At 67.0% G+C, this 14,790-nt stretch carries 18 protein-coding genes; 10 read left to right on the forward strand and 8 right to left on the reverse strand.

Features of this window, described 5'->3' with window-relative positions; all coding sequences use genetic code 11:
* Positions 1–3: 3 nt before the first annotated feature.
* Genes R4823_RS16960 through R4823_RS16975 form a run of 4 tightly spaced genes read left to right on the forward strand, consistent with a single transcriptional unit; the run spans position 4 to position 1,426 of the window.
* Positions 4–255, forward strand: a complete 252-nt coding sequence (locus R4823_RS16960; RefSeq protein ID WP_338615559.1) for a hypothetical protein — start codon at positions 4–6, stop codon at positions 253–255.
* Between the two features lie 33 nt (positions 256–288).
* On the forward strand, positions 289–462 hold the full coding sequence (locus tag R4823_RS16965; protein ID WP_338615561.1) for a hypothetical protein: 174 nt from the start codon (positions 289–291) through the stop codon (positions 460–462).
* A complete protein-coding gene (locus R4823_RS16970) occupies positions 459–932 on the forward strand; it encodes a lysozyme (protein WP_338615562.1) in 474 nt (157 codons plus the stop codon). The genes R4823_RS16965 and R4823_RS16970 overlap by 4 nt, the downstream gene beginning before the upstream one ends.
* Complete coding sequence (locus R4823_RS16975) at positions 929–1,426, forward strand: DUF2514 family protein (protein WP_338615563.1); 498 nt, start codon at positions 929–931, stop codon at positions 1,424–1,426. Before R4823_RS16970 ends, R4823_RS16975 begins: the two co-directional genes overlap by 4 nt.
* On the opposite strand, the gene R4823_RS16980 is transcribed toward R4823_RS16975, so the two are convergent.
* Entirely contained in the window at positions 1,399–1,836 is a 438-nt protein-coding gene (locus tag R4823_RS16980; RefSeq protein ID WP_338615564.1) for a hypothetical protein, read from the reverse strand. The genes R4823_RS16975 and R4823_RS16980 overlap by 28 nt on opposite strands.
* A gap of 78 nt (positions 1,837–1,914) precedes the next feature.
* The gene (locus tag R4823_RS16985) at positions 1,915–2,988 is read right to left on the reverse strand and encodes a site-specific integrase (protein WP_338615566.1); all 1,074 of its coding nucleotides are present in this window, start codon (positions 2,986–2,988) and stop codon (positions 1,915–1,917) included.
* Positions 2,989–3,104: 116 nt separating this feature from the next.
* Here R4823_RS16985 and dusA point away from each other — a divergent pair, with 116 nt between their 5' ends.
* The 3 genes from dusA (at position 3,105) to R4823_RS17000 (ending at position 5,811) form a co-directional block, all read left to right on the forward strand.
* A complete protein-coding gene (gene dusA / locus R4823_RS16990; RefSeq protein ID WP_338615567.1) occupies positions 3,105–4,127 on the forward strand; it encodes a tRNA dihydrouridine(20/20a) synthase DusA in 1,023 nt (340 codons plus the stop codon).
* Between the two features lie 117 nt (positions 4,128–4,244).
* A complete protein-coding gene (locus R4823_RS16995) occupies positions 4,245–4,883 on the forward strand; it encodes an AAA family ATPase (protein WP_338615569.1) in 639 nt (212 codons plus the stop codon).
* 61 nt (positions 4,884–4,944) lie between these two features.
* On the forward strand, positions 4,945–5,811 hold the full coding sequence (locus tag R4823_RS17000) for an SDR family oxidoreductase (protein ID WP_132980444.1): 867 nt from the start codon (positions 4,945–4,947) through the stop codon (positions 5,809–5,811).
* 6 nt (positions 5,812–5,817) lie between these two features.
* Here R4823_RS17000 and R4823_RS17005 read toward each other — a convergent pair whose 3' ends face one another.
* The gene (locus tag R4823_RS17005; protein WP_087839185.1) at positions 5,818–6,123 is read right to left on the reverse strand and encodes a hypothetical protein; all 306 of its coding nucleotides are present in this window, start codon (positions 6,121–6,123) and stop codon (positions 5,818–5,820) included.
* Positions 6,124–6,323: 200 nt separating this feature from the next.
* On the opposite strand from R4823_RS17005, the gene R4823_RS17010 reads away from it, so the two are divergent.
* Positions 6,324–7,001, forward strand: coding sequence for an SGNH/GDSL hydrolase family protein (locus tag R4823_RS17010; RefSeq protein ID WP_338615570.1), 678 nt, complete (start codon positions 6,324–6,326; stop codon positions 6,999–7,001).
* Between the two features lie 8 nt (positions 7,002–7,009).
* Here the strand turns inward: R4823_RS17010 and opgC are convergent, their stop codons facing one another.
* Positions 7,010–8,239, reverse strand: a complete 1,230-nt coding sequence (gene opgC, locus R4823_RS17015) for an OpgC domain-containing protein (RefSeq protein WP_338615571.1) — start codon at positions 8,237–8,239, stop codon at positions 7,010–7,012.
* Between the two features lie 160 nt (positions 8,240–8,399).
* On the opposite strand from opgC, the gene R4823_RS17020 reads away from it, so the two are divergent.
* Both R4823_RS17020 and R4823_RS17025 read left to right on the forward strand, forming a co-directional pair.
* Entirely contained in the window at positions 8,400–9,488 is a 1,089-nt protein-coding gene (locus tag R4823_RS17020) for a porin (RefSeq protein ID WP_087839182.1), read from the forward strand.
* A gap of 221 nt (positions 9,489–9,709) precedes the next feature.
* Positions 9,710–10,195: a MarR family transcriptional regulator gene (locus tag R4823_RS17025; RefSeq protein WP_087839181.1), complete on the forward strand. Its 486-nt coding sequence runs from the start codon at positions 9,710–9,712 to the stop codon at positions 10,193–10,195.
* A gap of 12 nt (positions 10,196–10,207) precedes the next feature.
* Here the strand turns inward: R4823_RS17025 and R4823_RS17030 are convergent, their stop codons facing one another.
* Genes R4823_RS17030 through zwf form a run of 4 tightly spaced genes read right to left on the reverse strand, consistent with a single transcriptional unit; the run spans position 10,208 to position 14,785 of the window.
* Positions 10,208–11,182, reverse strand: a complete 975-nt coding sequence (locus tag R4823_RS17030) for a lysylphosphatidylglycerol synthase domain-containing protein (protein ID WP_087839180.1) — start codon at positions 11,180–11,182, stop codon at positions 10,208–10,210.
* Complete coding sequence (clsB, locus tag R4823_RS17035) at positions 11,157–12,428, reverse strand: cardiolipin synthase ClsB (RefSeq protein WP_087839179.1); 1,272 nt, start codon at positions 12,426–12,428, stop codon at positions 11,157–11,159. Before clsB ends, R4823_RS17030 begins: the two co-directional genes overlap by 26 nt.
* The gene (locus R4823_RS17040; protein WP_087839178.1) at positions 12,425–13,213 is read right to left on the reverse strand and encodes an endonuclease/exonuclease/phosphatase family protein; all 789 of its coding nucleotides are present in this window, start codon (positions 13,211–13,213) and stop codon (positions 12,425–12,427) included. The genes clsB and R4823_RS17040 overlap by 4 nt, the downstream gene beginning before the upstream one ends.
* Positions 13,214–13,270: 57 nt before the next feature.
* Positions 13,271–14,785, reverse strand: coding sequence for a glucose-6-phosphate dehydrogenase (gene zwf / locus R4823_RS17045; RefSeq protein ID WP_243724640.1), 1,515 nt, complete (start codon positions 14,783–14,785; stop codon positions 13,271–13,273).
* Positions 14,786–14,790: the final 5 nt, after the last annotated feature.

A 14,790-nucleotide genomic window follows, 5' to 3' on the forward strand; every position in this document is an offset into this window, starting at 1 on the left:
GACATGGCATTGAAAAAGACCGTCACGCACCGTGGCGTGGAAGTCCCCGATTGCTACATCAAGGTGGCCCGCTACGTCGGCACGAAATCGTCGTTGAGCGTCGTCGTGGACTACAAGGCGGGTGCCGACGCCGAACCGCTCTACGACGAGTCGTATTTCGTGGAGCCGTTCGAACTGTACGCTGACAACCCGGTGCGGCAGGCGTATCTGTACCTGAAGACGTTGCCGGAGTTCGCGGGCGCGGTGGATTGCTGAGCATGGAGGCCCTATGCCCAAAGGATTGTTCGCATGAACGAAGTCGCGGTTGAAGCGGCAAAGGCCACTCCGCCCACCAGCGTGGTGGCGATCTCCTGGCTGTCGGACTGGAACCTGAATCATGGCGTGGCCCTGGCCACTATTGGGTACATCCTGCTGCAGGCCGGGTATCTGATCTGGAAGTGGCGTCGGGAGGCCCGGAAATGAACGCACTCCAACGCCGTGCAGCAGCGGCCGCCCTGGCCGTCGCCATCGCCGCGCCCGCCGAGGGCCTGCGCAATTGGGCCTACCGCGATCCGGTGGGCATCCCTACCATCTGTTTCGGCTACACGCGCGGCGTGCAGATGGGCGACTACAAGGACACGGCCGAATGCCGCAGCCTGCTCACCAGCGAAATGCTGGCGGCCGTGGACCAGGTGGAGCGGTGTGTGCCCGGCCTGCCGGTCGAGGTCCTGGCCGCGTTCTCCGATGCGGTCTACAACCTCGGGCCGGCCATCGCCTGCAACCCAGGACAGTCCACCGCGGCGCGCATGCTCCGGGCCGGCGACCTGGTCGGCGCTTGCAACCAGCTCCCGCGCTGGAACAAAGCTCGCGTGGCGGGCGTCCTGGTGGAACTGCCTGGGCTGACGAAGCGGCGCGGCGTCGCGCGCGATACCTGCCTGCGGGGTGCGACATGATCCCCGCCTGGCTGCGATACGGGGCCGTGGCGGCCCTTGCCGGCATCGCCGTAGGTGTCGCCCAGGGATGGCGCTACGGCGAGCGTATCGCGGCGCTGGAGTGGGAACGGAGCGAGGAAAGACTCGCGCTGGCGAACCGCGCGCGCGAGGCGGAGGCCGCAACCAGGGCCGAAGAGAGCCGCCGGCAGGCGGCAATAGATGAGGTGACCCAAGATGCCCAGAAAGACCTGGATGCTGCCGTGCGCCGCGAGCGCGCTGCTGCTGATGTCCGCGTGCGCGACGCCGTTAACGCCTACGCCGCCCATCATCGACCCGCCGCGGGTCCCGGCGCTGCCCCAGCAGGCTCGCCAGCCGGAGATCCCCTCGGTATGCTCGCCGACCTGCTTGGAGAGCTTGACGGCCTGGCGGAATCGTACGCGGCAACGGCTGACCGCGCCCGAATAGCTGGCATGGCTTGCGAGCGGGCCTACGATTCGCTGTCGCCAGCGCCCTGAGCATCTGACGCGGCCGCCTCTTTCGCCATGTCGTTCAACTCACCCTTGCGCCGGCGCCGCGGCCGGCGGTAGGGAGGCACCGGCGTCGCCGCAGCAGTCTCCCGGTATCGATAGTGCTCGAATGGGTTCGGGCCTCCCTTGGGTTGGGCGGCGACCATAGCCGCTTCGGCCTGGCGCCGCCAGCGAACGGCTGGCTCTTGATCTAGCACTGCCCACAGGGGCGTCACCAGTTGGTCGATGGCCCAGGTCTGCTTACGGAGCTGGCCGAGCACGCGCTCAGCCTCGACCAGCAGCTGCTGCATGCGGTCAATCTCCCAGAGCAGCATGCGGACCTGGGGTGTCGGGCATTCTTCCCAGGCCGCTCGCAAGTCGCGCTTGTAGAGGGGGTCGTTCCAGGATTTGCGAGGCATAGACATCGCCTCCGATACTGTATGGTCATACAGTATATCCAGCGGTCGCCGGTCGTGCAGTGGGGTATGCGCTGCAGGTCAAGCGGAGGTAGCAGGCGGTGCCAGCCGATCCAGCCAGGCCCATCCCTCCCAACGGTCCCCAGAATGCCGCAGGTGCGTATACCGCTTCAGGCTGGCCCAACTTCGATGCCCCGTCACCGCCGCCGCGTGGGGAATGTTCAGCCCCATCTCGAACAGTCGGCTGGTGCCCTCGTGCCGCAGGTCATGAAAGTGCAGGTCCTCGATCCCCAGGAAAGCGCAGGCCCTCGTAAAACTCGCGCCGATTGACTTGTGGTTGTAGGGGAAGATTCGCCCCTTGGCCGGCTTCACTTTCTCGATGATTCGCCGGGCCGGCTCCGGCAGGTCGCACCAGGTGTCATTGCCCTTCTTCTGGCCTGGGTGCTTCATGTCGCGCACCAGCACCCGGTCCCCGTCATAGTCCTCAACCGTGATCAGGGTGATTTCTTCCTGGCGCCTGGTCGAGAACAGCGCGAACACGATCACCTCCCGCATGGGGATTTCGGCGCGCTCGCGCTCCTCCATTTCGGTGTAGTAGGCCATGATCCGGTCCATCTCTGCGATGGTCGGCCGGCGGTCCCGCTGCTGGGATCGGGAGACGAGCCCCAGGCGATTGGCGACGACCAGGGCGTCGTCAAACTCCTTTTCCACCAGCGGATACCCCCAGGCCGGGCGGGCGATGCGCACGACCGAGGCCAGATGCGACATGTAGTTACCCACCGTCTGGGGGGCCACGTTCAGGCTCTTGGCGAACTGCACGTAATCGGGGCTCTTGATCGCCGAGCACGGCATGGTGGCAAGGTCGGAGGCTGCAATTGTCGCCAGCACCTGGGCCTTGGTGCGCCCCACCCCCTTCTTGTCTTCCTTGACGTACTGGCGGATCACGTCGGCCAGCGGCGGATCCTCCACGCGCGCCGCCTCGAAGGTGCCGGGGTCGGCCAGCTCCTTTTCGCGCTTCGCGAGCCACGCCGCCGCGGCTTGGCGCCGGTCGAACGTTTTGGATTCGGTGTAGGTCTTACCCTCGCGCATCAGGCGTATCTGGGCGGTGTACCCTATACTGCCATCCTTCCTCTTGCGGTCGTTTATGGTGCCCATGGCGGCATTGCTACACGGAAAAATGAGGTGCTACATCGTAGCAAAACCGCGTAGAAATCGACCGAAACCGCCGAAAACGAGATTGAATCGGACGCTTTCCGGGTGCGTCCAAGCCCATGAATATCAAGGAAAAATCAATAGAATCAACGGCTTGGGCATTATGCGTTGCCCCCATGATCGACTGGACCGACCGCCATTGCCGCTACTTCCACCGGCTGCTGTCCCCGCATGCCCGCCTGTACACCGAGATGATCGCCACCGGCGCGATTCTCTACGGGGACGCGGCCCGGCACCTGGATTTCGACCACAGCGAACATCCGGTCGCGCTGCAATTGGGCGGCAACGAACCGGAGGCCCTGGCGCGCGCGGCCCGGGCCGGCCAGGACTGGGGCTACGACGAAATCAACCTGAACTGCGGCTGTCCGTCGGACCGGGTGCAGAAAGGCGCGTTCGGCGCCTGCCTGATGTCCACGCCGGCGCTGGTGGCCGATTGCGTCAAGGCCATGCGCGACGCGGTCGATATCCCGGTCACGGTCAAGCACCGCATCGGCCTGGACTACGACGAGTCCTACGGCTTCGTGCGCGACTTCGTCGGCACCGTGCACGAGGCGGGCTGCGAGGTCTTCATCGTCCACGCCCGCAACGCCGTGCTCAAGGGCCTGTCGCCCAAGGAAAACCGCGAAATTCCGCCGCTGCGCTACGACGTGGCGCGCCAGCTCAAGCGCGACTTCCCGCGGACCCTGATCGTGCTCAACGGCGGCCTGACGGACCCCGGCGACACGCTGGCGCACGTCGGCCAAGGCGGCGGCGAGCTGGACGGCGTCATGCTCGGGCGCGAGGCCTATCACCGGCCTCGCGTGCTGTCCGAGCTGTCCCGCCGGCTGTGGCCGGAAACCCCCATTCCCGGCGACGAAGCCGTGGTGCGGGCGATGATGGACTACGCCGGCCGGCAGGTGGCCGACGGAGTGCCGCTGCGCTCGGTGGTCCGCCACATGCTGGGCCTGTTCAATACGCAGGGCGGGGCCCGCCGCTGGCGCCAGATGCTTTCCGACAACCGCCTGCTGGCCGCCAATGATCCCGCCCTGATCGACGCCGCCTGGCAGGTCGTGGCCAACGCGGCCGAACGCCGCGCCGCCTGAGCATCCGGCGCCGAACAACCGCCGCTATCCCCCGTTATTCGCGCTTTCGGCGCGGCCGTGCCCCGTCCATACTGCTGGACAGGTACGGCCCGCGTCCGTGCCCGCCCAGGGGAGGTCATGGCCCAGATCGTATGCGTGCTGGGAAACAAGGGAGGTACCGGCAAGACCACGCTGTCGCACATGATCTCGCACGGCATGGCGCTGCTGGGCAAGCGCGTGGTGTGCGTGCTGACCGATCTCGAGCGTGAACGCCTGTCCAAGGAAAACCGGCTCTACCTGCCTTTCGACGCGCGCGACGCCGGCAACCTGGCCAAGGTCGTCGCCACGCTGAACGACGTGGGCGACTGGTTCGGCGTCATCGACGGTGGCGGCAACCGTTCGGACACCGACAGCCATCTCGCGAACCTGGCCGATCTGGTCCTGCTGCCCTTCCGCGACTCTCACGAAGACATGCGCACCGTGCTGCGCGACCTGGAGTGGATGCCGCGCGCCTGGGGGCTGCCCTCGCAATGGCCGGCGGACCCGGCGGCCCATCGCATGGCGCAGGCCGCTACCGACGAGCTGCTGGGCGTCTTCGGCCATCGGCTGCTGGACCCTATCCCCCACCTCGCGGCAACCAAGCTGTTGCTGCAGGACCGCATCCCGGCCACGCTTCCCTGGCAGCTCACCAATGCCTGCGTGGAGCTGGCCATGCAGGTGTTCGAACTGCTGGACATTCAGTACGAAAGTCCGGAGGCCTTCGCCGCGCCGCGGTAGAAGCCGCGGCACGCAAGTTGCTGGACTCGTCGGCCCGTTTCTTTTTCATGGGAGAACGACGATGCCAGGCAAATCCAATCCGCAGACCCTGCCCCCTCAGCAGCAACCCCGGCAACCCGGCATGCAGGAAGACATGCATCCGGAGCCCAGGACGACACGGCCGGACTACCGGGCCTCGGGCAAGCTGGAGGGCCGCTGCGCCATCGTCACCGGTGGCGACAGCGGCATCGGGCGCGCCGTGGCGGTGGCCTTCGCCAAGGAAGGCGCGGACATCCTCTTCACCTACCTGGACGAGACCGCCGACGCCGAGGAAACCCGCCGGCTGGTGACCCAGGCCGGACGCCGTTGCGTGGGAATGGCGGGGGACATCGGCAGCGAATCGCACTGCCGGGAAGTCGTGCGGCGCGCAATGGAAGAGCTCGGCCGCATCGACGTCCTCGTGAACAATGCCGGCGAACAACATCCGCGCAGGGCCTTGGAAGACATCGACAGCGCCCAGCTGGAACGGACCTTCCGCACGAATTTCTTCGGCATGTTCAACCTGACCCGGGAAGCCCTCGCGCACATGACGTCCGGCGGTGCCATCATCAACACCACGTCCGTCACCGCCTATCGCGGCAGTTCGCATCTGATCGACTACGCCGCCACCAAGGGAGCGATCGTCGCCTTCACCCGTTCACTGTCGTCGGCCGTGGTCGAGCGTGGCATCCGCGTCAACGCGGTGGCGCCCGGGCCGATCTGGACCCCGCTGATCCCCGCCTCGTTCAGTGCCGAGGAGGTCTCGACCTTCGGGTCCAAGGTTCCCATGAAGCGGCCCGGCCAGCCGGAGGAAGTGGCTCCCTGCTACGTATTCCTCGCGTCGGACGACGCCAGCTACATGACCGGCCAGGTGCTGCACCCCAACGGTGGGGAAATCATCAACGGCTAGACCGTATCAGCGCGCGCTGGCGAACATGTTCATCAGCGCGTCGAAGCTGCTGGCGCCGCGGGTGGAAAAGACGAAGCACTCCCCGTCGTGGTACTCCGAGGCGCGCATGCTCTCGGCCAGGCGCTCGGCGTCCTCGATGGCCTCGTTCCAGGTACCGCGTATCAACGGGCAGTATTTGAGCCGGCTGTCGAGCATGTCCTTGCCGGAGCGGGCCTTCACCTCGACATAGCCCCGGAACTGTCCCTCCGGCAGATCGTGCACCCGGGACTTCAGGAAATATTGAACGGCGGCGTGTTCGACGACTTGGTTCATGGCTGGCCTCCGAGAGTCCGTCTTTCGATCCTAGACCATTGGAGTGCAGGATTTACGAAGAGGTCCGCCGCGCTATCAAAAGTTTACATTCGTGCCATTCTTGTGGCGACTGGCACCACATCGGCAACAAATTCGAAGCCGCAGGCGCGCGGCTGCCGGTATGATGGATGTTTCGTCGCCGCGTTGTTCCCGCACGCCCCATGAGGTCCCGCCTTGCCGTTTTCGCCCTGCTGCTCGCGGCGGGCAGCGCCTGCGCGGCCGATCCGGCGGACAGCGCGCCGGCCGTGCCCGATACGCAGTGGGCGGCCAGCTTCGCCGCGTTCGATCAGGCCGACCGCCTGCATGCGCCGGCTCCCGGCGGCATCCTGTTCATAGGCAGTTCGTCCATACGCCTGTGGAACGATCTGGAAACCCGGTTCAAGGATCTCCCCGTCCTCAAGCGCGGCTTCGGCGGTTCGCGCATGATCGACTGCGCCCGCCACCTGACAAGGCTGGTCGTTCCCTACCAGCCCCGCATCGTCCTCGTCTACGCCGGCGACAACGACCTGGCCGAGGGCCGGTCGCCCGGCCAGATCCTGGACAGCTTCAATGTCTTCGTCGAAGGCGTGCGCCATGCCCTGCCCGATACCCGGATCGCCTACATCTCGATCAAGCCGAGCCCGGCGCGCTACTCGCTGATTCCGCAGGCACGCGCCACCAACGCGCTCATCAAGGCCTACACGCAAAGCGTGCCCAACGCCGACTACATCGATGTCTTCACCCCCATGCTGACGTCCGAGGGCATGCCCAGGGCCGAGCTGTTCCGCGACGACGCCTTGCATCTGAACGACGCCGGCTACGCGCTCTGGACGTCAGTCATCGCGAGCCACGTGCGCTAGGCGCGTCCCTAGCCCTGCCCCGCCTCCACGCTCAGCGTCGTCCCTGAGCCGCCCGTACGCGCCGCCGGCGCCGCCCGCCGGCCCTGCCCGGACCCCGGTCCGGAGCCGAACATGCGCACCAGCCGGGCCACGGCGTACATGGCGGCGATGCTGAGCGCGAACATCAGCGGATCGAACCACGGCGGCCTGCCCGGATGGCTTTCGCCCACCACGGCCAGCGCCACCAGGACGATGACCAGATGGGCGCAGAAGACCGGCAGCGACGCGGCGCCCAGCGTTTCCAGCAGCCGCAGGCGGGGCAGATGACGGGTCAGCCAGCCGCCGTAGTGCAGCAGCACCACGACCAGCGCCAGGAAGTCGAGCAGCCGCAGCGGCCCGACGTGCCACTTGTCGAACCACAGGTTGAGCGGATCGTTCTGGGGAAAAGGTTCCAGCCCGGTCATGTGGCGCCAGACGAAGAACAGTATCGCGATACCCACCGCTGCCTTGACCAGCCATGACGGGAAGACGATGCGGCGCTCGGACGGCACCCGCGCATGGTAGGCCCCCAGGCACAGGCCCAGCACCCACAGCAGTTGCCAGGCGAAGGTCTCGAAGGAGCCGGTCTCGCGGAACGGCACCGGCAGGCCGGTCGCCGCCACCAGCGCGTCGTACAGCACGCGCGACAGGCCGAACTGGGCGGCGCCCCACAGCGCGATGCTGGCCGCCATCACGGTTTTCCATCCCCCTTGCAGGACATGGCTCAGGATCCACGGGCTCGCCAGCATGAAGACGATGTAGACCGGCAGGATATCCAGCAGCGGCGGGTTGTAGATCATCAACAGTCCGGTCCATAGGCCGGTCAGCGGCGCATGCAGATAGAACGACATGAGGTTGTTCGCGGCCGGCTGGTGGAATTTCATGCCCAGCGCGGCAATGACCGTGAACAGGAAGAGCAGGCACGCCGCCTGGCACGCGTAGATGACCAATGCGCGCCGCAGGAACGCGCGGCGCATCGCGGGAATGCCGTCGCGCACGGCGCGCTGGGTGTACACCAGCCCGGCCATGTAGGCAGACAGGAAGACGAAGCCTTCCGCGGCCGAGACAAAGCCGAAAGGCTGGCCCGCGGGTATCGCGAACCAGGTAGGCAGATGCGTGGAAGTCATCAGGACCAGCATCAATCCGCGCAGCGCGTCCAGTTCCCAACGGCGGGACGAAACGGGCGGCGGAGCGGGAGCGAAGTTGGAAGTGGTGGACACGGGCGAGGCGGACGCAATCTGGGTCGAGTGTGCATGGACAACATGGAATGCGAACAATTCGTGCTTGTTGCAATCCGATACGGGTAAGCCCTAATTACTTAACAAAATTAATATTTATCATTGTTAAACAAATCAAACCCGGAAACAGGGAAGGAGACACATGAAACGCATCCTGCTGGCCAGCGCCCTCGGACTGGCCGCCACCGGCGCGCACGCGCAGAACGTCACGCTGTACGGCATTCTCGACACGGGCATCGAATACGTGAACCACGCCAACGCGCAAGGCGACGCGACCTGGCGCATGCCGAGCAACACCGGCGGGCTCATGCCCTCGCGCTGGGGCCTGCGCGGCACGGAAGACCTGGGCAACGGCCTGAAGGCGCTCTTCACCCTGGAGAGCGGCTTCGGCGTGGATACCGGGGTATCGGGCCAGGGCGGCCGCCTGTTCGGCCGCGCGGCGTGGGTCGGGCTGTCGGGCAACTGGGGCACGGTCACGCTGGGCCGCCAGTCCAACATGACCTTCTACGCCCTGCTCGACTCCGACGTCATGGGGCCCGCGGTGTACGGCCTGGGGTCGCTCGACAACTACATCCCCAACACGCGGTCGGACAACGCGATCGGCTATCGCGGCACGTTCTCGGGCCTGACCGTCGGCGCCACCTACAGCTTCGGCCGCGATGCCGCGGCCACCGGCGGTCCGGCCGCCACCAATTGCGCGGGCGAGGTTCCCGGCGACCGCAAGGCCTGCCGCCAGGTCACCGCGCTGCTCAAGTACGACATGGGTCCGGGCGGCATCGCCGCCGCCTACGACCAGATGCGCGGCGGCACCGGCGCCGCCGGCGGCCTCTCCAGCAGCGACACGTCCGACACCCGCACCCTGCTCAACGGCTACTACCGCTTCGGCGACCTGAAGATCGGCGGCGGCTGGATCGGCCGCATCACGCGCGCGGCCACCCGCTCGGAGGCCAACCTGTACTACCTGGGCGTCACGTATGCCCTGTCGTCGGCGTGGACCCTGGACGGCCAGGTGGCCCGCCTGAAGAACAAGACCACCGACGCCCGCTCCACGCTGGCCACGGTGCGCGCAACCTATTCGCTCTCCAAGCGCACGGCGGTCTACGGCCTGGTGGGCTACATGGACAACAACAAAAACGCCAACCTCTCGGTCAGCGGCGGTCAGGCCTTGGCTGGTCTTCCCAACGGCCTGAACCAGACCGGCGTCATGCTGGGCATGCGGCACAGCTTCTGAAGTCCGGGCGGCGCGCAGCCGCCCCGTGTGGTATGTTGTGGCACTGGACCGGGCCGCCCTCGCGGCGGCCTTTTTTTTGCCGCCGGGCCGCCCCCCAAGCAAAAAGCGCCCCCTCGGAGGGCAGCGCCGCCGCGTAGCGGCAAGCGTGGGGGCATTTCTTGCCGCCGGGCCGCCCCGAGGAAAGCCCCCGCGCCCCCGCATCGACTCGCACTCGCCACCACATGCCCAAGACCTCGCCGCGCACCACCACCACGCCGCGACCGGCCAAATCCGACCTGGACCAATCCCGACTCTCCCACCTGCTGGGCTTCCAGACCTCGCTCGCGCACGTCAAGCTGCAAAAGGCCTTCTTCTCGCACATGAAGGACCTGGACCTGCGACCCGTGGAGTTCGCCATCCTGGTGCTGCTGGCCCACAACGACAAGGCCAACCAGCAGAACCTGTGCCGCAGCCTGTCGCTGTCCGCGCCGCGCCTGGCGCTGGTCCTGGACCGGCTCCAAGAGCGCGGACTGCTGTCGCGCGAGCGTAGCGACACCGACCGGCGTGCCCATCACGTGGTGCTGACTCCGGAAGGCCGCCGGCTGGCGCTCGAGGCCGAGCGACTGTCGCACGGCATGGAAGAAACCGTCCTGGCGCCGCTGTCCCAAGGGGAACGGCAGATACTGGGCGAACTGCTGGCCAAGATCGTGCGCGGCGCGCGCGCCTAGCCCTGGCGGCAGCTACCGGCGCGCCCGGGCTTCCAGCACGGCGTATGCGGCCACCGCTGGCACCAGCGGGCACAGGTAGTAGATCGCGCGATACGCCAGCAGCGCGGCCAGGATCTCGTAGGGAGGCAGCGCGCCTGCCAGCAGCGTCAGGAACACGGCCTCCAGCACGCCCAGTCCCGCCGGCACATGCGTCAGCGCCCCGGCCACCGCGCTCAGCAACATCACGCCCAGGATGGTGGGATAGTCGACCCGCCCCCCGATGAAGAGATGGATGATCCATCCCATGATCAGCCAGTTGGCGATCGACATTCCGCCCTGCACGAGCGCCATCCGCCATCCCGGCCACTCGATGGGCACTCCCTTCAGCGTGAAACGGCGGCGTCCCACCCCGGCGCACATCGCCGCATACCCGGCCACCAGCGCCCAGCATGCCACGCCCAGCACGGGCAGCAGGCCCGCCGGTATCCCCCAGCGCGGCGGCACATGCACCGCGCCTGCAAGCAGCAGGGCTCCCAGCAGGATCAGGTAGCCCAGCCAGTTGCTCAATACGCTCAGCGCATAGATCTTGGTGATGTCGGGCGCCGCCAGCCCCAGGCGGGAATACAGCCGGTAGCGAAAGGCGATGCCGCCGATCAGCGCTCCCATGTTCAGGGTGAAGGCATAGCAGATTCCCGCCACCACCGCGACCTGGGCCGGACGCAACGGGCTGCCCACGTAGCGCCTGCCGAGCTGGTCGAAACCGCCGAACAGGAGATGGCTGACCATGGTCAGGCCAGCCGCCGCGGCCAGGGTCCACCCCGTGTAGGCCTTGAGCGCTTGCAGCACCTTGCTCCAGTCGATCTTGGTGACCTGTTCGGCCAGCAGCAGCACCACCACGGCGATGAAGAGCAGCGTGAGCGCGTGCCGGCCCCACCACCACCACGAGCGGCGGCGGCTTCGGGTGCGGGACGGTGTGCAGCTTCTATCCGGTTTGGCGAGAGTGGGCATCGGGTGGCTCGGCCTGGCCCCGCGGGGGCGCCTCGACCTTCTCCAGTTTGGGGGTGTGCGCGGGCAGCCAACCCGCCCAGGCGGGAAAGCGCCGCAGGAAATGGAAGGCCAGGAACGACGCCGCCGCCCGCCATATCGGCCGCCGGTGCGACGCAACGGCCTTCACTTCGCGGCAATGCCTGCTGACCAGCGTATCCAGCCGCTCGCGCAACACCTGGTTGAACCGCTGGTCGCGGATGACGAGATTGGCTTCGAGGTTCAACGACAGGCTCAGCGGATCGAGATTGCTCGACCCCACGGTGGACCAGTCGTCATCGGCCACGGCCACCTTGCCATGCAGCGGCCGCTCGCAATACTCATAGATCTTCACGCCGGCATCCAGCAGGTAGTCGTGCAGCATGCGCGCGCCCACCTTGACGATGGGCATGTCGGGCTCTCCTTGCAGGATCAACCGCACGCGCACGCCGCGGCGCGCGGCATGGCGCAGGTCGCGCAGCAGGCGGTAGCCGGGAAAGAAATACGCGTTGGCGATCGTCAGGTCGCGGCGGGCCGCACGGATGGCGATGCGGTAGTGCTGCTCGATGTCCGTCCGGTGCGCATCGTTGTCGCGCACCACGAACAGGCATTCCGCGTCGCCGGCGCGTTCGGCATCCGTGCCCGGCCGGGCGTCCGGGTGGCCGCGCCTGACCTCTCCCGTGCGCACGAAGCTGCGCAGGCGCGCGACGATGGGGCCACGCACCTCGATGGCATAGTCCTGTTTGGCGCTCGGGCCGAAATCCGCCAGATGATCGGCCGAGAAATTGATGCCGCCGACGAAGGCCGTCTCGCCGTCGACGATCAGCAGCTTGCGATGCATGCGCCGGAAGACATTGGTGCGCATGCCCAGCAGCTTGGGACGCGGGTCGAACACGCGGAAATGCACGCCGGCTGCGATCAGGTCCGCCAGGAACGCCTCCGACAGGTCCACCGAACCGTAGCCGTCCACCAGCACGGATACGAAGACGCCGCGCCTGGCGGCATCCAGCAGCACCTCGCGCAGCGCCAGTCCGACCTTGTCCTCGAACAGGATGAAGGTCTCGAGCAGCACCTCGCGGCGGGCCCCTCGGATGACCTCGAACACGCGGGGAAAGAAGGCTTCGCCGTTCTCCAGCAGCGACACCGCGTTGCCCGGCATCCATTGCGTGCTGGCGGGGGGCCGGCGCGGGCCGCGCTGGCGGCCGCCGCTGCCACGGGCCGGCCCGCTCATAGCACGATCTCCGCCGCCAGTGGCGCGTGGTCCGACAGCGACGTCCAGGGCCGGCGCCCCAGGGGCATGGGCCAGTGGTCGCGCGCGCCGCGCACGTAGATCCGATCGAGCGGCAGCACCGGATACCACGCGGGAAAGGTGGGCACCAGCCGCCCGCTCGCGTGGGCGTGCACCTCGCGCAAACCTGCGCAGCCGTTCAGCACCCTGCCTGCGCGGCGGCGCCAGTCATTGAAATCGCCGGCCACCACCAGCGGCGCGTCGGCGGGAATCTCCTTCTCCACCAGGTGGCACAGCAGTTGCAACTGGCGCACGCGATGGCGCTCCTGCAACCCGAGATGGACGCATATCGCGTGGATGTCTGCTGTCGTGCCGGGCGCCCGGACCACGCAATGCAAGAGGCCGCGCCGCTCCGGCCCGCTGATGGAAACGTCGCGGTTCTCGTAGTGGACGATGGGAAACTTGGACAGCACCGCGTTGCCATGGTGGCCGTCCGGATAAACGGCGTTGCGTCCATAGGCGAAGTCCGTCCAGATGGTGTCCGCCAGGAATTCGTACTGGGGGGTCGCGGGCCAATCGGCGAACCGCAGCGAATGGCGGGCATGCGTGCCCAGCACTTCCTGCAGGAACACCATGTCGGCCGACACGCTGCGCACCGCCTCCCGCAGGTCATGCAGGATGAAGCGGCGATTGAAAAAATTGAATCCCTTGTGGACATTCACGGTCAGGACGCGGAACGTCAGCCCGTCCGGGCCGCCTTGCCTCTTGCCATCGATCTCGGTGTTCATGCGGCCCGCTGCCGCAAGAAGCGTTCCCGCCCCGTGCGAGCCTCTTTTTAGCGGACCCTAGTCCAGCGACAGCCATTGCCGCCCGTCGCGGGCCAGCAGCACGTCGGCCTGCACGGGCCCCTGGCTGCCGGCGCGGTAGGGATGGATCTCGCCGCCGTCCTCCCAGGCCTGCAGGAACGGCATGACCGCCTCCCAGCCCAGTTCGATGTCGGCGGCGCGCTGGAACAGGGTCGCGTCGCCCACCATGCAGTCGTAGATCAGGGTCTCGTAGCCCGAGCTGTGCCCCGTCATGAAATGATCCGCGTAGCGGAAATCCATGCTGACGGGCGCGATGCGTATCTTCGATCCCGGCACCTTGGCCTTCATGTGGAAGAACAGCCCTTCGTCGGGCTGGATCTGCAGCACCAGGGAGTTGGAGGGCGGCTTTTCCTGCGCGTTCTGGCGGAACAGCGCATGGCCGGCATCCTTGAAGGCAATGACGATCTGCGTCTGGCGCCGCGCCAGCGCCTTGCCGGTGCGCAGGTAGAACGGCACGCCTCCCCAGCGCCAGTTGTCGATACCCAGTTTGAGGGCCACGTAGGTCTCGGTCCGGCTATCCGGAGCGACGCCCTCTTCCTCGCGATAGCCGCGCATGGGCTGGCCGCCCACCAGGCCCGCGCGGTACTGTCCGCGCACGCTGTTCTGCAGCGCCTCGGCCGGCGTCTGGATACGGATGGCGTCCAGCAGCTTTTCCTTTTCGGTGCGCACGGCGTCGGCATCGAAGGAGTTGGGCGGCTCCATCGCCACCATGGCCAGCAGCTGGAACAGGTGGTTGGGCACCATGTCGCGCAGTGCTCCGGTCTGCTCGTAGAACTGCGACCGCCGCTCCACGCCTATCGCCTCGGCCGCCGTGATCTGGACATGATCGATGTACAGCCGGTTCCAGTTGCTTTCGAACACGCTGTTGGCAAAGCGGGAAACCAGGATGTTCTGCACCGTCTCCTTGCCCAGGAAATGGTCGATGCGGAAGATCTGGTTCTCGTGCACGACCCGCGTCAGCTGCTTGTTCAGCTCGCGCGCCGAGGGCAGGTCGCGGCCGAACGGCTTCTCGATCACCACGCGGCGCCAGCGGCCGTGTCCCTGCTTCAACAGTCCGGCATCGTGCAGGTGGCGCGCGATGGACTGGAAGAACGTGGGCGCGGTGGCGAAATAGAAGATGACGCCGCCCGGCTCGGGCGCCAGCATCGTGGCGAGCTGGGCGTAGGTCTGCTCGCCCTCGAAATCGCCCATCAGGAAGGACGTGCGGCCCATCAGCCAGTCCCAGGCCTGGACGTCGAAGCTGGCCGAGGCCTGCCCGCCCCGCGAGGCGACGACCTGGTCCATGGAATGCTTCAATCCGCGCCGGAACTCGTCGTCGTCCAGCTTGCGGTGGCCGACGCCGATCACGCGGAAATCGGAATTCAGCAGGTTGAAGCGCGCCAGGTTGTACAGCGCCGGCACCAGCAGGCGGCCGGTCATGTCGCCGGTCGCGCCGAAGATGACCAGGGTACAACGCGGGGCAGGCTGCAACGCCATCGGCGCCTGCCTGTTCATCGGGG

Source organism: Pigmentiphaga sp. CHJ604 (assembly GCF_036972535.1).
In the GTDB taxonomy this organism is placed as follows: Bacteria; Pseudomonadota; Gammaproteobacteria; order Burkholderiales; family Burkholderiaceae_B; genus Pigmentiphaga; species Pigmentiphaga daeguensis.